At 64.1% G+C, this 18,376-nt stretch carries 18 protein-coding genes; 8 read left to right on the forward strand and 10 right to left on the reverse strand.

Annotation, left to right across the window (positions count from 1 at the left end; genetic code table 11):
* Positions 1 to 58: 58 nt before the first annotated feature.
* The 7 genes from TMS3_RS08450 to TMS3_RS08480 all read right to left on the reverse strand — a co-directional run bounded on the left by TMS3_RS08450 (position 59) and on the right by TMS3_RS08480 (position 6,182).
* Positions 59 to 820 carry an AraC family transcriptional regulator gene (locus TMS3_RS08450; RefSeq protein ID WP_029866226.1) on the reverse strand — a complete coding sequence of 254 codons (762 nt, stop codon included), beginning with the start codon at positions 818 to 820 and terminating at the stop codon, positions 59 to 61.
* A 294-nt stretch (positions 821 to 1,114) separates the two neighbouring features.
* On the reverse strand, positions 1,115 to 2,374 hold the full coding sequence (locus tag TMS3_RS08455; protein WP_025164832.1) for an NAD(P)/FAD-dependent oxidoreductase: 1,260 nt from the start codon (positions 2,372 to 2,374) through the stop codon (positions 1,115 to 1,117).
* Entirely contained in the window at positions 2,371 to 2,607 is a 237-nt protein-coding gene (locus tag TMS3_RS08460; protein WP_025164833.1) for a (2Fe-2S)-binding protein, read from the reverse strand. The genes TMS3_RS08455 and TMS3_RS08460 overlap by 4 nt, the downstream gene beginning before the upstream one ends.
* A complete protein-coding gene (locus tag TMS3_RS08465; protein WP_025164834.1) occupies positions 2,604 to 3,725 on the reverse strand; it encodes an NAD(P)/FAD-dependent oxidoreductase in 1,122 nt (373 codons plus the stop codon). Before TMS3_RS08465 ends, TMS3_RS08460 begins: the two co-directional genes overlap by 4 nt.
* Positions 3,722 to 4,657 carry a 4-hydroxyproline epimerase gene (locus tag TMS3_RS08470; RefSeq protein WP_025164835.1) on the reverse strand — a complete coding sequence of 312 codons (936 nt, stop codon included), beginning with the start codon at positions 4,655 to 4,657 and terminating at the stop codon, positions 3,722 to 3,724. Before TMS3_RS08470 ends, TMS3_RS08465 begins: the two co-directional genes overlap by 4 nt.
* Before the next feature lie 182 nt (positions 4,658 to 4,839).
* Entirely contained in the window at positions 4,840 to 5,481 is a 642-nt protein-coding gene (locus tag TMS3_RS08475; RefSeq protein ID WP_025164836.1) for a helix-turn-helix transcriptional regulator, read from the reverse strand.
* Between the two features lie 59 nt (positions 5,482 to 5,540).
* The gene (locus TMS3_RS08480) at positions 5,541 to 6,182 is read right to left on the reverse strand and encodes a hypothetical protein (RefSeq protein WP_025164837.1); all 642 of its coding nucleotides are present in this window, start codon (positions 6,180 to 6,182) and stop codon (positions 5,541 to 5,543) included.
* An 801-nt stretch (positions 6,183 to 6,983) separates the two neighbouring features.
* Between TMS3_RS08480 and ccoN the strand changes: the two genes are divergently transcribed.
* From ccoN to TMS3_RS08495, 3 genes are all read left to right on the forward strand, one after another.
* Positions 6,984 to 8,423, forward strand: a complete 1,440-nt coding sequence (gene ccoN / locus TMS3_RS08485) for a cytochrome-c oxidase, cbb3-type subunit I (protein ID WP_025164838.1) — start codon at positions 6,984 to 6,986, stop codon at positions 8,421 to 8,423.
* A gap of 13 nt (positions 8,424 to 8,436) precedes the next feature.
* Positions 8,437 to 8,664 (forward strand): hypothetical protein, encoded by a 228-nt coding sequence (locus TMS3_RS08490; protein ID WP_025164839.1) that lies wholly within the window; start codon positions 8,437 to 8,439, stop codon positions 8,662 to 8,664.
* A 143-nt stretch (positions 8,665 to 8,807) separates the two neighbouring features.
* Complete coding sequence (locus tag TMS3_RS08495; RefSeq protein ID WP_025164840.1) at positions 8,808 to 9,932, forward strand: HPP family protein; 1,125 nt, start codon at positions 8,808 to 8,810, stop codon at positions 9,930 to 9,932.
* A 185-nt stretch (positions 9,933 to 10,117) separates the two neighbouring features.
* On the opposite strand, the gene TMS3_RS08500 is transcribed toward TMS3_RS08495, so the two are convergent.
* On the reverse strand, positions 10,118 to 10,981 hold the full coding sequence (locus TMS3_RS08500; RefSeq protein WP_025164841.1) for a LysR family transcriptional regulator: 864 nt from the start codon (positions 10,979 to 10,981) through the stop codon (positions 10,118 to 10,120).
* Between the two features lie 451 nt (positions 10,982 to 11,432).
* On the opposite strand from TMS3_RS08500, the gene TMS3_RS08505 reads away from it, so the two are divergent.
* The 4 genes from TMS3_RS08505 (at position 11,433) to TMS3_RS08520 (ending at position 15,643) form a co-directional block, all read left to right on the forward strand.
* Positions 11,433 to 13,220 carry an ABCB family ABC transporter ATP-binding protein/permease gene (locus tag TMS3_RS08505; protein ID WP_235576636.1) on the forward strand — a complete coding sequence of 596 codons (1,788 nt, stop codon included), beginning with the start codon at positions 11,433 to 11,435 and terminating at the stop codon, positions 13,218 to 13,220.
* Between the two features lie 160 nt (positions 13,221 to 13,380).
* Entirely contained in the window at positions 13,381 to 14,631 is a 1,251-nt protein-coding gene (locus tag TMS3_RS08510; RefSeq protein WP_043301845.1) for an RNA polymerase sigma factor, read from the forward strand.
* 122 nt (positions 14,632 to 14,753) lie between these two features.
* Entirely contained in the window at positions 14,754 to 15,119 is a 366-nt protein-coding gene (locus TMS3_RS08515) for a YciI family protein (RefSeq protein ID WP_025164844.1), read from the forward strand.
* A 53-nt stretch (positions 15,120 to 15,172) separates the two neighbouring features.
* On the forward strand, positions 15,173 to 15,643 hold the full coding sequence (locus TMS3_RS08520; RefSeq protein WP_025164845.1) for a VOC family protein: 471 nt from the start codon (positions 15,173 to 15,175) through the stop codon (positions 15,641 to 15,643).
* Positions 15,644 to 15,661: 18 nt separating this feature from the next.
* On the opposite strand, the gene TMS3_RS08525 is transcribed toward TMS3_RS08520, so the two are convergent.
* Positions 15,662 to 16,336 carry a GntR family transcriptional regulator gene (locus TMS3_RS08525; RefSeq protein WP_025164846.1) on the reverse strand — a complete coding sequence of 225 codons (675 nt, stop codon included), beginning with the start codon at positions 16,334 to 16,336 and terminating at the stop codon, positions 15,662 to 15,664.
* A gap of 217 nt (positions 16,337 to 16,553) precedes the next feature.
* Here TMS3_RS08525 and TMS3_RS08530 point away from each other — a divergent pair, with 217 nt between their 5' ends.
* Positions 16,554 to 16,841, forward strand: coding sequence for a PA4642 family protein (locus TMS3_RS08530; RefSeq protein ID WP_025164847.1), 288 nt, complete (start codon positions 16,554 to 16,556; stop codon positions 16,839 to 16,841).
* Between the two features lie 169 nt (positions 16,842 to 17,010).
* Here the strand turns inward: TMS3_RS08530 and TMS3_RS08535 are convergent, their stop codons facing one another.
* A complete protein-coding gene (locus TMS3_RS08535) occupies positions 17,011 to 18,342 on the reverse strand; it encodes a DUF58 domain-containing protein (protein WP_025164848.1) in 1,332 nt (443 codons plus the stop codon).
* Positions 18,343 to 18,376: the final 34 nt, after the last annotated feature.

An 18,376-nucleotide genomic window follows, 5' to 3' on the forward strand; every position in this document is an offset into this window, starting at 1 on the left:
TGGGGGAGCAGCGCGCCCAGGAGTGTGCGTTTAGGCCACGAATTGGGGTAACAGCGTGCTAAGCGTCGCGCAGACGCTCGCGATACTGACTGGGAGACAGCCCGGTGAGGGCCTTGAACTGCCGGCTGAAGGCGCTGTGATCGGTGTAGCCGCAGCGCAGGGCGATATCGGTGATCGGCAGGTGATCGGCCAGCAACTGCGAGGCCGCGCCCAGGCGCGCCTTGTGGATCATCTGCCGCGGGGTGAGCTGGAAGATGCGCTTGCAGTGGCGCTCCAGCTGGGCGACGGACAGGCCGGCGATGGCGGTGAGGTCTTTGAGGCTGATGGACTGGGCGTAATGCTCGCGGATATGCGCGTCCACCGCGGCGAGTTTCTGGTAGGCCGGGTGACTGGCTTGCGGGGCCTGCAGGTCGTAGGAGATGCCAGCCATGCCGATGATCACGCCCTGTGGGTCGCGCAGCGCCAGTTTATGGGTCAGGCACCAGCCCGGTTGGCGGCCAGGGTACAGGTGCAACTCCAACTGGTCGCTGAGTGGGCTGCCGTCCTGCAATACACGGCGATCCTGCTCGGTGTAGAGCGGGCCGAAGCGTGAGGGAAACACCTGTTCGGCGGTCTGGCCTAGCAACTCGTGGTGGCTGTTTACCGCGCAGCGCTGGCTCAGGGTCCGGTTGACCAGCACATAGCGGGCGGCGCTGTCCTTGATGAAGAACACCACGCCGGGCATGGCATCCAGCAGGGGGGTGATCTGTTGCAGGCTGCCCAGCAGCTCAGGCAGATCGCGCGGGGTGGGCAGGTGCTGGAGCTGAAGCGGCAAAGGCATGGGTGAGCTGGTGTCCAGGCAAGGTGGGCGCGGCCCACTCTAAGGCCGCTGCCACTTTCAGGGAAGCGCGACGTCCGTCGCGGCGGGTTCGGCCCGCACGTAGGGTGGGTTAGGCGCCTGTCCAAGCAGCAGGCATTACACTGATCGTTGCTGCGCCGTAACCCACCATCGGTGCAATACATGGATGCCGTCTGGTGGGTTACGCGGCGCGCCACGATGGCAACGTCTGATCGTCGCAGTGTGGCGCCGCTAACCCACCCTACAGTGATCCGACCTGTCACGATGGTCGCGACACTAGCCGGCCTCGTCTGGCTCGGCCAGTTGCAGCAGGCTTTCTATGCGTGCCGGCGACAACGGCGGGCGCGGCGTCGGGGTCGGCCAGTCGAACAGGAACTGCGTCGCGCCGCCGCAGATGCGGCCCTGGCAGGCGCCCATGCCGCAGCGGCTGTGCAGCTTGGCGTCGACCCAGCCGCTGCACCCGGCGATCTCGCCGTAGCTCACGTCCTCGCAGCGACAGACCAGGGTGTCGGCGGCGGCCAGTTGCTTGAGTCGCGGATCGAGGGCGAAGCTGCGCCCGAGACGATCAGCGAAGGCCTGCCAGTGCTGGCGCTGCGGCCACAGTGCGCGGGCCTTGGCCTGCGCGCCGATGGCGCTGTGGCCGGCGATGGCGCCTTCGATCAGGGCCAGTTCGCTGCCGCCGAAGCCGGTGCATTCACCCGCCGCATAGTGATCGCTCAGGCTGCAGGCTTGCCATTGATCGACGGCAATGGCCTGCCCGGCGATGCGGCAGCCCAGGGCCTGGCCCAGATGGGTATTGGGCAGCAAACCGAAACCACAGGCCAGGCGCTTGCAGGGGATCTCCACTAGCTTGCCGTTTTGCTGCAGGCGCACAGCTTCCAGACGTTCCTCGCCGAGCGCGGCCAGTACATGGCTGTTGCTGCGGTAGCTGGCATCGAACAGCTGCAAGGCCTGCAGCAACTTGCTCGGCCAGCGCGGCAGTTGCAGGGCGAACGCGGCCAAGGCAGCGGGGGGCGCCTGTTCGGCGATGCGCAGCACTTTGGCGCCGGCTTGCTTGGCACTGGCGGCACTGGCCAGCAACAGCGGGCCGCTGCCGGCGATCACCAGGCGCTCGCCGGCCACCGGTACGCCACCCTTGATCAGCGCCTGCAAGCCGCCGGCACCGGTGACGCCGGGCAGGGTCCAGCCGGGGAAGGGCAGCAGCAGCTCGCGCGCGCCGGTGCAGAGGATCAGCTTGGCGTAGTGTGCGCGCCAGGCGCGTTCGTCATCTTCCAGCAGCAACTGCTGCGGCCCGGCGATGGCCACCACTCGGGTCGCGCTGAACAGCCGAATATTCTCCGCCGCCGCCAGTGCCGCGCGATGGCGCCGAGCATTGGCAGGCAGATGGGCGTGCACGCCGTCGCGCCAGATCTGCCCGCCGGGGAGTGGGTTGTCGTCGATGACGCCAATGCGCAGGCCACTGGGGGCTGCAGCCAGGGCGGCGGCCATGCCGGCGGGCCCGGCGCCGATGATCAGCAGGTCGAAATCCTCGTTCATGCGTGGGTCTCCACGCACATGCCGGGTTGGCACAGGGTTTGGCAGGCCAGGCGGCGCTGGCCGTCGATGCTGACTCGGCACTCCTGGCAGATGCCCATGCCGCACACAGGGGCGCGGCGCTGATCACCGACCGAGGTGCGGCTGCTGCCGTCGCCGCCCAGATAGAGCGCGGCGGCTACCGTACTGCCCGCTGCGACACGCAGCGCAAGGCCATCGAGGATGAGTTCGATCATGCACTGTGCTCCGTAGGTCGCGGCACCGGCAGAAAGCGTCCCGGTAGATAAGGGCTAGGGTCGATGGCCGCGGGTTCCTTGAACAGGTGCGCGGCGAGCAACTGGGCGCTGCCCGGCGCGGTGGTGACGCCGAGCCCTTCGTGGCCGACCGCCAGCCACAGGCCGGGCTGCTGCGGATGCTCGCCGAGCAGCGGCAGACTGTCCGGGGTGGCGGCACGGAAGCCGGTCCAGCTGCGGATGGCGTTGAGTTTGCCCAGCTCCGGCAGGTAATCCAGGGCGCGGCGCAGCATGCGCGCCAGCACCGGGCCTTCGACCTGCGGGTCGAGGCTGTCGAACTGGCGTGACGAACCGAGGAAAATCTGCCCGGTCGGCCGTGGCTGCGCATTGAAGGCCACCGAGGTGCCTGTGTTGGCGTGGGCGCTGGCGGCGTAGCCGAGCTCGACCAGCTGGTGCTGGATGCGTCCGGGGTAGCGGTCGGTGATTAGCAGATGGCCCTTCTTCGCCCGGATCGGCAACTCGGGGCACAACTCACTGGCGTGGATGCCGCCCGCCAGCACCACGGCCTCGGCCGTCAGCCAGCGGCCATCGGCCAGGCGCACGCGGTTGCCGTCGACCTCGCTGACCTGATCCTGGCGTCGGGTGATGCGTGCGCCGCCCTGGGCCAGCAGCCAGTGCGCGGCATTCGGCGCGTAGAGGATGCTATCGCCGCTGACTTTCAGCGCGCCCAGCAGACCCTTGCGCAGCATTGGCTCGGCCTGGCGCAGGGCGCTTGCATCGAGCATCTGGCAGGCGATGCCCTGGGCGCTGAGGGTTTCCCGCTTGTGTTCGGCGGCCTGCAGCTCCTCGCGGTTGGCGGCCAGCCACAGGGTGCCGCAGTTGCGGTAGGCGCAGTCGGGGTCGAGGCTTGGCGCCCACTGCCGCCACAGCTCGATGGAGTAGCGACTCAGGGCCAGCTCCGCCGGGTTGTCATCCATCGCCACCAGATGGCCCATGCCCACCGCCGTGGCGCCACCGCGCTGGCTGTCCAGCACTAGCACGTCGAGGCCGCGGCGGGCGAACTGGTGGGCGCAGGCGCTGCCGACTATGCCGGCACCGACGACGATGATCTCGGCATTCATGGGCGAATGCCCCAGGCGAAGGGATCGTCGTCCTCCAGCAGCAGGATGGCCTCGGCACTGAGGTGGGCGCGACCGCGGATGGTCGGGACGATGCGCCCGTCGTCCTGCCACTGGTAGCTGGCCTCGAACTGGCTGCCGATCACGCTGGCTTGACGCCACAACTGACCGGGCTGCAGTTTGCCGTCGGCGGCCAGGCAGGCCAGCTTGGCGCTGGTGCCGGTGCCGCAGGGCGAGCGGTCGTAGGCCTTGCCCGGACACAGCACGAAATTCCTGCTATCGGCGGTGTCGTCGTCGGCAAACAGCTCGATATGGTCGATCTCGCCGCCGTCCTCGCCGCGGATGGCCTGTTGCTCCAGCGCCTGGCGCACCGCCCAGCAATAGGCGGTCAGCGCCTCGAGGTTGTCACCGGCGATGCGCTGGCCGTGTTCGGCGATCAGGAAGAACCAGTTGCCGCCCCAGGCGATGTCGCCGCTGACCGTGCCCAGGCCCGGCACCTGTAGGCTGACCGCCTGACGGTAGCGATAGGCGGGCACGTTGCGCACGCTCACCGAGCGATCTTCATGCAGGGTCGCCTCGACCGTGCCGACCGGGGTTTCGATGCGGTGCAGGCCGGGCTGGATGCGTCCGAGGTGAGCGAGGGAAATTATCAGGCCGATGGTGCCGTGGCCGCACATGCCCAGATAGCCGCTGTTGTTGAAGAAGATCACCCCGGCACTGGCGCTGGGGTCGACTGGCTGGCAGAGCAGCGCGCCGACCAGTACGTCGCTGCCGCGCGGTTCGAGCATGCTGGCGGCGCGCCAGTCGTCGAAGCGTTCGGCCAGCAGCTGGCGGCGCTCGCTCATGCTGCCGTGGCCCAAGTCCGGAAAACCGTCGATCACCAGGCGGGTCGGTTCACCGCCGGTGTGTGAGTCGATGACGCGGATGCGTTTCATGGATGCCAACACCTGCACAGGAAAAGTCTGGACAAGACTGGCCGTTCAGACGGCCTGCGGCTTGATGAGTTTCCCGCTGGCAGATGACGAAATCGGCACAGCTACCCGCGTGCGAGCCTGACCCTGCATGGGTTCTTGAACCGCGCCAATGGCTTTGCTTAGTTTGAGCAACCGCCGGCGCCTTACTTGTGAGGGCGGCCGCCGGCTGTAGGGGGAGTTCCGGTGAGTTTGAAGCGACAGACCTGGCCGCCCCGCACCATGCATTCGAGATGTTCCACGTCACCCTGGCCGAGGGCACCGATCAGGGCCAGATCGAGTTCGCAGACTTGCGGATGAGCCTCGGCCAGGTGGTGGAAGACGCAGTTGTGCGCGACTATTTCCTGCTCGCCAGAGGAGCGGAAAAACACCTCGGCCTCATACCCGGCCTGATTCATGTGCTCGACGATCCGCGCTTCACTCACCGCCTGCTGCTCCATGCCGGCGGCCATCCTGCGGCCTAGACTGCGCATCAACTTGACCAGGCTGTCGTGGCCGATGAGGGTCGCCACTTCGCCGATCAGCAGGTCGGCCAGCAGCTGGTATTGCCTGGGAAACAGCTCCCTGCCGGGCGGCGAGAGCAGGTACAACTGCTCGGGACGACGACCGGTAGGGCGGGTTTCGCCGCGCAGGATCAGGCCGTCACGCTCCAGCGCGGACAGATGCTGACGTATGGCTGTGCGCGTCACCGCCAAGTGACTGGCCAACTCGTCGATACTCATGCCCACCGGCTGGTACAGCAGCGCGCAGAGCAGGTCTTGCTGGGTACGGCCCATCCCCTGAAACATTCTGCGACCTCGTCATCTTCAGCAACCTAAAGGAGGGGCGCCGAGGCGCCCCGTTTAGCTCAGAACTTGTCCGGGAACTGCTTGACTAGTGCCGCCGTCAAGGTGTCTGCGAGAACCAACATGTGTTCGCGCATGGCCTGCCAGGTTCTCGCTTCCGCGGCGTAATCCTGCTTGCCCAACTGGTCGACCTGGGCGATGTGGTGTCCACCGTGGGCGCTGAGCATGCTGACCAGGGTGGCTTCCGGCAAGTTCGGGTTGGCCGTGGCCAGAAATTGCGCAATAGCCTTGGCATTGCTCGTCAGTTCATCCACCGCGGCGCTCTTGCCCGCCGCTTGCTTCGCGACCGCCGCGTCACTGTAGTGTTTCACTGCCCCCCAGTGTCCGGCCAGCAGTTTGAGTAACTGATCTGCGGCTGGCTGACCGTATAAGGGCGCGATGCTATTGGCAATCGAAGTGGCATTGGCGACCACCTCGGTGGCAGCCGTCTCGGCCTGCTGGCGCTCACCCTGCTGGTTGGCGATGACGTAATTCCTGACCCAGAAAATATGCTCCACCCACAGGTCCCGCAGCGCCAGGCGGGTATTCAGCGCGGCGGACTCCGACCCGGTAACCAGGGCCTGACCCTTATCCGCATCCACCTGGCTCCAGGCAGGTTGAACGCACAATGCAAACAGCAGCAAAACCAGTGTTCTGATGTTCATGGCAGTAGCCTCGAGTAGTGGATTGCCCTTTAAAAGTAGTTACGACATAAAAATATGTCAATATTAAAAAATTGATTGTCCATGACTGAGGTGCTGGTGCAGTTCGGGAGATACGCGGGCTGTCCGAAGCGATGTGGCGCCGCGCTTAAGGCCGTCCGTGGAGGCTGATTGCAGGGAACGCTCTGGGTTGAGTGGGCTCGTTGTTGCGCGGAACTGAGCCCGTGATGTTGATACGAACCCACCTGCGAGTCCTGTGAGGCTAACAGGCTGTTGAAAAACTACTGCGCTCGGCTATGCAGCGTTGAAATCAGCCCGGGACGCGGCGTCTCAAAATGCTCATGTACAGCTCGTACACTGCGCTTTTGATTCGCTACGCTCACCCTGCGGGCCAGCCTCCGGCTGTTACTCCGCTTCGCTCCGTTGCGGCCGATTTCGCCTTGCCTAGCCATCGCTCGCTACATTTTTCACCGGCCTGCTAAAGCAAGCGTCTGGACTGTAGCCAAGGAAGCAAGGGTGCTAACCCCTCCAGCTCCTCCAGCCAAGGCGGTCCACAGCATGCTCAGTTGACTCAGTAGATATTTTTTAATATCAAAATTTATGCATTTACAGTGCATTATTATTAGTTTGTTACCTTTTAAGTGGCGCGGCAAACTGTCCCAGTCTTGCCGCCAGATTCCGCTTCGCAGTGCGAAGCGGACCTGCTCAGTGCCGTTGATAACGAGTCCACATGAAGATGGAACCGGTCGGTTCGGAAAGCGGTGGGAATCAGATTTACGATTCCTTGTGTGCAACGGAACTCCTATGGCCAGTGTTAATCCTCTCGATACAAACGCTTGTAACTACAACTACGAGGTTGTCCGCCAGTTCACCCTGATGACCCTGTTCTGGGGCATTCTCGGTATGGGCCTGGGCGTGTTCATTGCCGCCCAGCTGGTCTGGCCGGCGTTGAACTTCGGTCTGCCCTGGACCAGCTTCGGCCGCTTGCGACCGATGCACACCTCTATTGTGATCTTCGCCTTTGGCGGCGGCGCACTGTTCGCCACCTCGCTTTACGTGGTGCAGCGCACCAGTCGGGTGCGGCTGATTTCCGATGGCTTGGCCAAGTTCGTGTTTTGGGGCTGGCAGGCGGCGATAGTCGCCGCATTGATCAGCTATCCACTGGGCTACACGACGTCCAAGGAATACGCCGAAATGGAGTGGCCTATCGCCGTATGGATCGCCATCGTCTGGGTGGCCTATGCCTGCCTGTTCTTCGGCACGATTGTGCGGCGCAAGGTGAAGCACATCTATGTCGGTAACTGGTTCTACGGTGCCTTCATCCTGGTCACGGGGATGGTGCACATCATCAACCATGCAGCGGTGCCGGTCAGTTTGATGAAGTCCTATTCGGCCTATTCGGGCGCCACCGATGCAATGATTCAGTGGTGGTACGGGCATAGCGTTGTAGGTTTCATTCTCACCGTGGGCTTCCTCGGCATGATGTATTACTTCGTGCCCAAGCAGGCCGATCGGCCGATCTATTCCTACCGCCTATCCATTGTGCATTTCTGGGCATTGATCACCCTGTACATCTGGGCCGGGCCGCATCATCTGCACTACACCGCGCTGCCGGATTGGGCGCAGAGCCTGGGCATGGCCATGTCGATCATTCTCCTGGCACCGAGCTGGGGCGGCATGATCAACGGCATGATGACCCTCTCCGGGGCGTGGCATAAGTTGCGCACCGATCCGATCCTGCGCTTTCTCGTGGTGTCTCTGGCGTTCTACGGCATGTCGACCTTCGAAGGTCCGATGATGGCGATCAAGACGGTCAATTCTCTGTCCCATTACACCGACTGGACCATCGGCCATGTGCATGCAGGGGCCCTCGGATGGGTGGCGATGATCAGCATCGGCACGCTCTATCACATGATTCCCAAGCTCTACGGTCGCGAACAGATGCACAGCATCGTCCTGATCAACGTGCATTTCTGGCTGGCCACTATCGGCACCGTGCTGTACATCGCCTCGATGTGGGTCAACGGCATTACCCAGGGCCTGATGTGGCGTGCAGTCAACGACGACGGCACGCTGACCTACTCCTTCGTCGAGGCGCTGCAAGCCAGTCATCCGGGTTATATCGTGCGCCTGCTCGGTGGAGCGACCTTCGCCAGTGGGATGTTGCTGATGGCCTATAACAGTTGGCGAACCATCAGAGCCGGCGAACCTGCTGTGCAGGTATTAACGCCGAGTGTGGCTTGAGCGGGGGAATGCCATGTCAACGCTGATATTCGGTCTGGGCTTCGTGGTGTTCTGCGCGGGAATTCATAGTTGCCTTCAAGGCAGTGCAGATGAACTCGAGCAGGCAGCCCTGCTGCCGTTCGCGGACGACCCGCAGGCCGCACGCAACATGACGGCCGCGACCGGGCGAGTGTGCGAGCACCTGGTGACGGTCACGCCCCAACGGGAACATGACCCGGAGGGTTACCGCTTGCGCGCCTGATCGAGGCGCACCGCCGAGCATTTCCACTCCAAGGATGGAACCTCCTCGTGCCTAGCCTGGCACGTTCACAGGGCTCACAGCTTGTTCTGGTGAGCCCTTTTTTTCGGTCCTCGCACATTTATGTCCGTCCCTGGCAGTGTCCTATGTTCTTGAGTTGGTTCAGCAGTTTTCTTCCCCCTGCGCTGAGTACGCGGCCTAAAGAATGGGTTCGCGCTGCACTGGGTGCTTCGTTGGGCATCTTGCTCAGCGCGTTGCTCTGCCGTCAGCTATTCGGCAGCGAAATAACCCTGCAGTTGATCGGTCCGTTGGGGGCTTCTGCGATCTTGCTGTTCGCCGTTCCTTCCGGGCCACTGGCCCAGCCCTGGTCAATCGTGGGGAGTTATTTCACAGCGACCCTTGTGGCCCTGGCAATGGTGCATTTTTTCTCTCCTTCCGTTACCAGCGCCAGTCTGGCCGTGGGCATTTCCCTGGTGCTGATGTGCCCGTTGCGCTGCCTGCATCCGCCAGGCGGAGCCGTGGCGCTCTGTGTGATGCTGGGCGGGCCGAGCACGCTCGATATGGGCGTTATGCTGCTCTACCCGGTGCTGTTGAATGCCCTGTGTCTGCTCGGGTGTGCCTTGCTGTACAACAACCTGACCCGGGTGCGTTATCCCAAGTCGCATGTGTCGGCGTCCACCGATCTGCACCATACCCAGGACCCACCGCCACAGCAGCGGGTTGGCATTACCTCGGGTGACCTGGATCAGGCACTGGCCGAGATGGGGGCGTTCGTCGATGTCACCCGCGAGGACCTTGAGCTGATCATCCGCGCCACCGAGAAAAATGCCTTGCGCCGCAGCATGGGGGACATTCAGGCCGGTCAAATCATGTCTCGCGATGTGCAGTGTGCGACGCCGGAAACCACCCTCAAACAGGCGCTACGGATGCTCAAGCATCATCACCTGAAAACTTTGCCGGTGCTCGACGAGGAGCGCCAGTTGGTGGGTATCGCCAGTTTGAGTGACCTGATCGGCCATCCGCTTGGCGCAGGTCGACGCACTATTCTTCGGCGTTTGGGATTGGGCCGGGACCAGCTGTTGCAGCAGGTGATGAGCAGTCCGGTAACCTGCGTGGACAGCAGCACTCATGTGGTCGAGCTGATTCCACTGCTGTCCGGTGAAGGGTTGCATTGCCTACCGGTGCTGGAGCAGGGCGAGTTGGTCGGAGTAGTCACCCAGACCGACGTGATCGCTGCCTTGCACCGCGACCTGATCATGCACCTGGGCTGAGGCGCGGCATATGTTATAGCCGTGTGCTTGGTGGGCTTAGTTGCCTGTGTGGCGAGTTGAAAGAGGCGGTTTCGATGCCTGACGTCCCTGTACGGTGTTGCCGTTCCTCGCCATAGCCCCTATGGCTCGTCGCAGCCCCTTGTCTCAGGCCTTCAATGATCCGAACTTGATAAGCGTACAGACCACTAGATCAACGGGGCCCAGCGCTGGGACCAGTCGCTGTCTTCTTTGACCGCCTCGCGCAACAGGCTGAAGGCCTGTTGCAGCACCTCAGTGTCTCGTTCGCGGGGGTAGACCAGGTAAGTGGGGTAACTGAACTCCGGCGCCTTGCTCACCCGCTCCAATACCCCGCTATCGAGGTAGCTCTGCACCACTCGGCTGCGGAAATAGCCGGAGCCGCCACTTTCTAGAATGTACTGCAGTGCCAGTGGTCCCAGGTTGAAGCTGACGGCTGCTTTGGCTTTGTCCGGCAGTGCGGCGTCATGCTGGCGGCGAAAGTCTTCGCCCCAATCGATATACACATAGGGCGCTGGAACGGAGGGTTGGCGTACCTGAATCAGCTTCTCCTCCAGCAGTTGCTCGACCTGCAAGCCGGGCCAATACGCCGGCTGGTAGACCAGGGCGGCGTCCAGCACGCCCAGTTCGAGTTGGCGTAACAGAGTTTGGCCGTCGGCTATTTCCGCACGTATGGCGTGGGTGGGGATGTGTTCGCGCAGTTTGCGCATCCAGCTGAGCATCAGCGGATTGCACAGACTGACCTCGCCACCGACGTGCAAGACGTTACGGTAACCCTCCAGTAGCGGCAGGTCGCGCTGAGCGGCCTCCCAGGTCTGCACCATCTGATCGGCATACACCACAAAGGCCTCGCCGTCGGTGGTGAGTTTGGCGCCGGCACGATTTCGCACGAAAAGCTTGCAGTGGAGCTGGCTCTCGAGGTTCTGCACCCGCGCGGTAATGGCCGTCTGCGTGACATGCAGTCGCTCGGCTGCGGCGATGAAACTGCCGCAGCGAACGATTTCGAGAAAGGTGCGGGCGAGCTCGATGTCCATGGGCCATCCCAGCGGAGAAAGTGGAGCGCCATTGTAGAGGGCCTGCTGCACTCTGGGGATGCTTGTGCAGTTCGAGCCTTGGCATTGCTCCCGGTCGAGTGGCAATCAGGACGAAGGTCGGCCCAGCTGCCCGGTTGGGTAAAGGTGTCGAGTTCGAGCAACGCACCAGAGCACCGAGCGGCGGTAGACTGCGCAAGCGATGCCCAGAGTCGGGGCGGCCCTCAGTATGCGGGGCAGGGTTGTACTCCGTTTCCGCTCCTGCCCCGAGATTCCAGCAGCGTGGCCAAGTGGAGTAAGGTCGTTGTGACGGCGCCTTTCAATGCAGGAGAGCGGCGATGCAGAAGTCGAGCCTATGACTACTCCCGATGAGCCGCAGCCGGTCCACTCGCCGGGTTCGGCCGCCAGCCGCGCTTCTGAGCCCAATGCCAGCGGCGCTGCGGCGCTCGAGCGCATGGCCGGCGCCCGCGGCGACTTCGCGGTGGTTGCCGAGTTGTTGCCCTACCTACGACCCTACGTCGGTCGCATCGCCCTGGCGCTGGTGCTGATCGTCGCCGCCAAGCTGGTCAATCTGTATGTGCCGGTCGCCCTCAAACAGATAGTCGATGGCTTGAATGTCGAACCCAGCCTGTTGCTGCTGCCGGTCGGCTTGCTACTGGCCTACGGCGCTGCGCGCATTGGCGTCACCCTGTTCAACGAGCTGCGCCAGGTGGTGTTCGCCCGTGTGATGGCGCGGACCTCGCGCCAGGTCACCCTGAAAGTCTTCGGCCATCTGCTCGGCCTCAGCCTGAAGTTCCATCTGGATCGCCGCACCGGCGGCGTGGCCCGTGATGTGGAGCGCGGCGGCAGCGCGATCTCCGAGCTACTCGACTGGACGCTCTACACCATAGTGCCGACCCTGCTCGAGGTGCTGCTGGTGACGGCCGTGCTGGTCTGGGCCTATGACTGGGGCTTCGCCTTCATCACTCTGGGCACGCTGTTGGCCTACAGCCTGTGGACCCTGACGGTAACCGAGTGGCGCACCCGCTTCTACCGCGCCGCGGTGGAGGCCGATACCCGTGCCAACGAGCGCGCGGTGGACTCGCTGCTCAACTACGAGACGGTCAAGTACTTCAACAACGAGGCGCACGAGTCCAGACGTTACGATGAGAATCTGCGCCACCTGGAGAACACCAAGGTCAAGTCGACCCAGTCGCTGGCGCTGCTCAACCTCGGGCAATCCGTGGTGATTGCCTGCGGCGTCAGCGCCATGATGTGGCGGGCCGCCGCGGGCGTGGTGGCCGGCGAGCTGAGCATCGGCGACCTGGTGCTGGTCAACGCCTATCTGCTGCAGCTGTCGGCTCCGCTATTCGTGCTGGGCATGATGTACCGCCAGGTCAAGCAGGCGCTGACCAACATGGAGCGCCTGTTCGGTCTGCTCGACCAGCGCCAGGATGTGCAGGATGCTGCGACCTCCCAGCCGCTGGTGGCCAGCCGTCCGCGGCTGCGTTTCGAGCAGGTGCACTTCGGCTATGACCCGCGCCGGGAGATCCTGCATGGCGTGAGTTTCGAAGTGCCGCCTGGCGGTACGGTGGCAGTGGTCGGCCATTCGGGCTCGGGCAAGTCGACCCTGGCGCGCCTGCTGTACCGCTTCTACGACGTCGATGGCGGGCATATCCGCATCGACGGCCTGGATCTGCGTGAGCTGACCCAGGCCTCGTTGCGCGCTGCCATCGGCATCGTTCCGCAGGACACGGTGCTGTTCAACGACAGCATCTATTACAACATCAGCTACGGCCGTCCCGAGGCCAGCCGCGCGGAGGTCGAGGCGGCCGCCAGCGCCGCGCATATCCACGCGTTCATCGAGCGCCTGCCGGACGGTTACCAGACCCAGGTCGGCGAACGCGGCCTCAAGCTGTCCGGCGGCGAGAAGCAGCGGGTGGCGATCGCCCGCGCCTTGCTGAAGAACCCGGCCATCCTGATTTTCGACGAAGCCACCTCGGCGCTGGACTCCAAGTCGGAGAAGGCCATCCAGGCCGCGCTCGAGCGCATCCAGGTCGGCCGTACCACCCTGGTGATCGCCCATCGCCTGTCCACGGTGATGGAGGCCGACCGGATACTGGTGCTGGACGCCGGTCGTATCATCGAAAGCGGCAGCCACCGCGAGTTGCTGGCGGCCGGCGGCAGCTACGCGCAGATGTGGCGGTTGCAGCAGCAGGAGCCGGTTGTCGGGTCATCGCCGCGGCCTGAGCCTCCCGGCTAGCTCAGTAGCACAGGCTGTTATCAGTGGCTGGCCGCAACCAAACGTCAACAGACCCTAGGGCGTGCAGAAGTTGTCTGCGCAGGCTTGTCTAATCGGCGCAAGTGCATAGGCTTGCTGCTTGTGCACACGCCGATGGCTTTCACGGTAATGAGGTCAATGGATGAACCCAGAACAAAGCGGGCCGCTGCCTGCAGTCGTCGAGGCGATCTACCGTGCGCAGTCGCGCCGCGTGCTGGCCACCCTGATCCGCCTGCTCGGCGACTTCGACCTGGCGGAAGAGGCGTTGCAGGACGCCTTTATCGCCGCCGTCGAACAATGGCCGCGTGCGGGCGTGCCGGAAAACCCGCGCGCCTGGCTGGTATCGGTTGGACGCTTCAAGGCCATCGACAACCTGCGCCGGCGGGCCCGCTTCAACGCCTCGCTGGCGCAGATGGCGATGGCGCTGGACGATCGACTGGATGCGCAGCAGATGGATCAGGACGGCCTCGAGGACGACAGGCTGCGGCTGATCTTCACCTGTTGCCATCCGGCACTGACCCCGGACGCCCAGGTCGCGCTGACGCTGCGCGAAGTGTGCGATCTGACCACCGAAGAAATCGCCCGCGCCTTCCTCGTGACCACGCCCACCGTGGCGCAGCGGATAGTGCGGGCGAAGAACAAGATCCGCGATGCGCGCATCCCCTATGAAGTGCCTGCCGCCGCGGAACTGCCAGAGCGCCTGGAAGCGGTGCTGCGGGTGGTCTATCTGGTGTTCAACGAGGGCTACTTCGCCTCGTCCGGCGACGCGCTGACGCGCAGCGAACTGTCCAACGAAGCGATTCGTCTCGGCCGGCTGCTGGTCGAGCAGCTTCCCGAGCCGGAGGCCATGGGCTTGTTGGCGTTGATGCTGCTGCATGAGTCGCGGCGCCCGGCGCGCACCACGGCGCAAGGTGAACCGGTGTTGCTGGACGAGCAGGATCGTGGCCTGTGGAACCGCGCGCTGATCGCCGAGGGCGAGGCACTGGTGGAGCAGGCACTGCGCTCACGGCGGTTCGGCCCCTACAGTTTGCAGGCGGCCATCGCCGCACTGCACGCCGAGGCGCCGAGCGCCGCCGCGACCGATTGGGCGCAGATCGTCGGCCTCTACGATGTCTTGGTCCGCGCGACGGGCTCGCCGGTGGTGGAGCTGAACCGGGCGATGGCCGTGGCCATGTGCGATGGGCCTGACGCGGGGCTCACCCTGGTCAATGCGCTCCTCGCCCGCGGTGAACTGACCGATTATCACCTGGCCTATTCCGCGCGCGCCGATTTGTCTCGACGCCTGGGGCGCCTGGACGAGGCCCGTGCCGCTTACGGCAAGGCCCTCGAGCTGGCACAGCAGGGCCCGGATCGACAATTTCTCGAGCGGCGCTTGCGTGAGCTGTCCGCCTGAACGAGGGCCGTGACCGACCGTCCGTCGAAATTCAATCGGCCTGCGTCGGCGATGTCGATTGCCGGCGGCGCCGAACGACTAGTAATTATCCAGATGGATCACAGCCGCAAACGGAGACAGCCATGAAATACCTCTGCCTGGTCTATAGCAACGAACAAACCCTGCACAGCCTGCCGGAGAGTCCGCGGGACGAGGAGTGTCTGGCCTACAGCGAAGCGGTGCGCGAGAGCGGGCGAATGATCGCCGCCGAGGCGCTGGAGTCGGTGCAGACCGCGACCACCGTACGCATGCGCAACGGCAAGCTATCGATCACCGATGGACCCTTCGCGGAAACCAAGGAGCAGTTGGCCGGCTTCTACCTGGTCGATGCCAGGGACCTGAACGAGGCCATCCAGATTGCCGGGCAAATTCCGGCCGCGCGGGTAGGCAGCATCGAGGTGCGCCCGGTGCGGACCTTGAACGTGCCGCAGCAACTGCGTCAGGCCTGAAGCCTCCCGGCTGGCCAGGGCTGCAGCTATTTCACCTGAACAGGAGCATCGACATGAGCGTTAACGCGATACCCGACGGCTTTCACAGCATTACGCCCTACCTGGGCATCCAGCATGCGGCGGAGGCCATCGAGTTCTACAAGCGCGCGTTTGGCGCGATTGAGCTGTTCCGTTTGCTGGCGCCCAATGGCGACATCGGCCACGCCGAAATCAGGATCGGTGACTCGTCGATCATGCTGGGCGACCCCTGTGACAGGGGCCCGCTGTGCAGCTCACAGTCGCAGCCGGGCGCGTCGGTGGGGTTGCATCTGTACGTGGCCGATGTCGATGGGCAATTTGCCCAGGCGGTCGAGGCCGGCGCCAAGGTCATCAGCCCGGTGCAGGATCAGTTTTACGGTGATCGCACAGGTACTCTGGAAGATCCTTTCGGGCATGTCTGGTTCATCGCCACCCACAAGGAAGACCTGTCAGTGGAGGAGATCCGCAGGCGTGCCGCGGCGCTGTTCAAGGAGGCTGATGCCTGATAGCAGGCTCGGCGCTTCTCAGTTCGGCGTCAGGCGATTGGGCAGGTGCTCGTAGAGGGTGCGGCAGACGCCGATGATGTGCTGTTCGATCAGCTCGGCAGCCTTGTCGGCATCGCCCGCACGACAGGCCGAGAGGATCTCGCGGTGCTCGTGGTCTGCGCGGTCCTTGCCCGCGGACAGGCTCATCTGCATGCGCAGGTAGCGTTCCACCTTGTCGTGGATGGAGCGAATCAGGTTGAGCAGGAACGGACGCTGCGCCGGTTCGTAGAGGCAGGCGTGCAGTGCCCAGTTCAGCTCGGCCCAACGACCGATGTCGGTCTCGCCGATGAACTCCTCGCAGATGCGTTCGGCGCGGGCGAAGGTCGCTTCGGTCATGTTCGGCACGGCCAGGCGAATCGCCTGGACTTCCAGCAGCACTCGTACCTCGAAGATTTGTGCCAGCTCCGGCTCGGAGATCTTGGTCACCACCGCGCCCTTGTTACGCTGGAATTGCACCAACCCCTCGGCCTCCAGGCGCTTGAGTGCTTCGCGCACCGGGATCTTGCTGACATTGAAGATGCGCGCGATGTCGTCCTGGCGGATCGGCTCATCCTCGGCGAAATGGCCGCCGATGATCGCGTCGCGCAGGTGCTTGGTGATGACTTCCGAGGCGGTCGGGGTGACGCCGAGGTTGGGGGCGGTGAAGGTGGGCAATGGCAAGGGAGTGGCCCCCGGTTAGTCAGTGATGGCGGATATTGTATACGAGGACTCGGGCGAATCGCGCCTCCTGATATTTAGACCGTCCGCCAGGGTATGGGCCCGCGAGTCTGCCCAGCGTTGCTCTGCTGTCGAAGCGGTTGATGCGTTGAGCGGCAGGGCTCGCCAGAGGTACACTGCGGCCCTCGTGTGGCCTGGTTAGCTGGAGTGAATGATGCGTAAAGACAAGAAACAGGTGATTGGCGAAGAGATTGGTGACGAGCCGATCAAACTGTTCCTCGCCGTGGAACCGGCCGATGCCACGCCGCCGTCGTTGCATAAGTTGATCAAGGCCTATCGCGGCTTGCGCATCGACGATTTCGAGCGTTTTGTCGGCTTCTTCGTTGCCGCCGGTTACGACCTCGATGCCAAGGACGAGAAGGGCAACGACTTCATCGCCCTGATCCAGGATCAGCGTTCGGCAGACGCCTATATCGACGTGATTAAAACCGCCCGCGGTTGAGGTCTAAACAAATAAAACTGCCCGCTTAGCCCGCGGGCTTTTTTATGCGCGGCATTTTTTGGGTTTTATCCTGTCTAGGGCGCTCGGTAGCCCGGATGAAATCCGGGGACCCCGGCATGTCGGCGCCATTGATCGCGGATTTCATCCGGGCTACGGCTGTGCACCGCGGCTACAGCACGCCGGCTTTCTTCCAGGCCAGGTAGCGGCTGACCAGCTCCGGGCCGAGTTCGCCGGGGCGCACGTCGAGCACCGGCACGTTGTGCGCGAACAAGCGCTCATGCAGGCCGTTGCGGGCGTTCAAGTAGTCCACGGTGCCGCAGTAGGCCAGGGCCGTCTGATAATCCTGCACCGGGGTCGTGCGCAGGGTATCGAGCACCTCTTCGCGCAGGCTGGCGATCAGGACGCGGTGCTGGCGGCCCAGGCGTTGCACCGCGCCGAGCAATTCCTCGTCGTCCTCGTCACGCAGGTTGGTCACCAGCACCACCAGGGCGCGTCGACGCTGGCGGCTCAACAGGGCCTGCGCGGCAGCGGCGAAGTCGGCCGGCTGCTGGCTGCTCTGCAGGTCGTAGACGCCGTTGAGCAGCACATTGAGCTGCGCCGGGCCTTTGACTGGCGCAAGAAAACGCCTGTGTTCGCCGGCGAAGGTACTCAGGCCGACCGCATCGCCCTGACGCAACGCCACATAGCTGAGCAGCAGGCAGGCATTCAGGGCGTGGTCGAAGTGCGACAGCTCGCCGTCCTGACTGCGCATGCGCCGGCCGCAGTCGAGCAGGAAGATGATCTGCTGGTCGCGCTCGTCCTGGTATTCGCGGGCGATCGGCGTGCGCTGGCGTGCGGTGGCCTTCCAGTCGATCTGCCGCAGGCTGTCGCCATCGCGAAACTCGCGCAGTTGGTGAAACTCCAGGCCCAGGCCACGCCGCGGCTGTTGGCGTACGCCGAGTTGGCTGAGCCAGTCGTCCACCGCCATCAGTTGCGCGCCGTACAGGCGGGCAAAGTCCGGGTAGACGCGGGTTTCGCCCGGCAGCTGCAGATAACGCCGCGCGCGCCAGAGGCCCAGCGGGCTGGGCAGGGCGATTTCAGCCTGGGGGAAGTGGAAGTGCCCGCGCTGCAAGGGCCGCACCCGGTAGGCGAACTGGGTCTGCTCGCCCGGATGCAAGTCGACGGCTTGCGGCAGGTGTTCGAAGGCCATGCCGTTGGGCAGATGATCGAACACCTCCAGGCTCAGTGGGCGGGCAAAGTCGTGGTGCAGGGTCAGGCGCACCTCGCTCCAGCGCCCCAGCGGCAGATTGCCGGGCAGCTGACGCTCGAGGCGCGGCGAGGGCATTTGTCGCAGGCGCAGGGCATCCAGCAGCGCCGCGCCGAGCAGTGCCAGGAGCCCGCCCCACCACAGCGCCTGCAGACTGCTCGGTAGACGCACGTCCAGGGCGTCCAGGGTACCGAGCCCGATAGCCAGGCCGAGCAGGCAGGCGAGCAGGGCCAGCAGGGTGCGCGATGGTTTCATGTGGCAGTACTTCTTCGCCAGGCAGGCATCGGTA

Origin of the sequence: Pseudomonas taeanensis MS-3 (assembly GCF_000498575.2) — a bacterium.
Classification (GTDB): domain Bacteria; phylum Pseudomonadota; class Gammaproteobacteria; order Pseudomonadales; family Pseudomonadaceae; genus Aquipseudomonas; species Aquipseudomonas taeanensis.

Excerpts from the sequence above, each read along its gene's own strand:
- TMS3_RS08450 (WP_029866226.1), bottom strand. The coding sequence starts at position 820 with ATGCCTTTGCCGCTTCAGCTCCAGCACCTGCCCACCCCGCGCGATCTG.
- TMS3_RS08455 (WP_025164832.1), bottom strand. The coding sequence starts at position 2,374 with ATGAACGAGGATTTCGACCTGCTGATCATCGGCGCCGGGCCCGCCGGC.
- TMS3_RS08460 (WP_025164833.1), bottom strand. The coding sequence starts at position 2,607 with ATGATCGAACTCATCCTCGATGGCCTTGCGCTGCGTGTCGCAGCGGGC.
- TMS3_RS08465 (WP_025164834.1), bottom strand. The coding sequence starts at position 3,725 with ATGAATGCCGAGATCATCGTCGTCGGTGCCGGCATAGTCGGCAGCGCC.
- TMS3_RS08470 (WP_025164835.1), bottom strand. The coding sequence starts at position 4,657 with ATGAAACGCATCCGCGTCATCGACTCACACACCGGCGGTGAACCGACC.
- TMS3_RS08475 (WP_025164836.1), bottom strand. The coding sequence starts at position 5,481 with ATGTTTCAGGGGATGGGCCGTACCCAGCAAGACCTGCTCTGCGCGCTG.
- TMS3_RS08480 (WP_025164837.1), bottom strand. The coding sequence starts at position 6,182 with ATGAACATCAGAACACTGGTTTTGCTGCTGTTTGCATTGTGCGTTCAA.
- ccoN (WP_025164838.1), top strand. The coding sequence starts at position 6,984 with ATGGCCAGTGTTAATCCTCTCGATACAAACGCTTGTAACTACAACTAC.
- TMS3_RS08490 (WP_025164839.1), top strand. The coding sequence starts at position 8,437 with ATGTCAACGCTGATATTCGGTCTGGGCTTCGTGGTGTTCTGCGCGGGA.
- TMS3_RS08495 (WP_025164840.1), top strand. The coding sequence starts at position 8,808 with ATGTTCTTGAGTTGGTTCAGCAGTTTTCTTCCCCCTGCGCTGAGTACG.
- TMS3_RS08500 (WP_025164841.1), bottom strand. The coding sequence starts at position 10,981 with ATGGACATCGAGCTCGCCCGCACCTTTCTCGAAATCGTTCGCTGCGGC.
- TMS3_RS08505 (WP_235576636.1), top strand. The coding sequence starts at position 11,433 with ATGGCCGGCGCCCGCGGCGACTTCGCGGTGGTTGCCGAGTTGTTGCCC.
- TMS3_RS08510 (WP_043301845.1), top strand. The coding sequence starts at position 13,381 with ATGAACCCAGAACAAAGCGGGCCGCTGCCTGCAGTCGTCGAGGCGATC.
- TMS3_RS08515 (WP_025164844.1), top strand. The coding sequence starts at position 14,754 with ATGAAATACCTCTGCCTGGTCTATAGCAACGAACAAACCCTGCACAGC.
- TMS3_RS08520 (WP_025164845.1), top strand. The coding sequence starts at position 15,173 with ATGAGCGTTAACGCGATACCCGACGGCTTTCACAGCATTACGCCCTAC.
- TMS3_RS08530 (WP_025164847.1), top strand. The coding sequence starts at position 16,554 with ATGCGTAAAGACAAGAAACAGGTGATTGGCGAAGAGATTGGTGACGAG.
- TMS3_RS08535 (WP_025164848.1), bottom strand. The coding sequence starts at position 18,342 with ATGAAACCATCGCGCACCCTGCTGGCCCTGCTCGCCTGCCTGCTCGGC.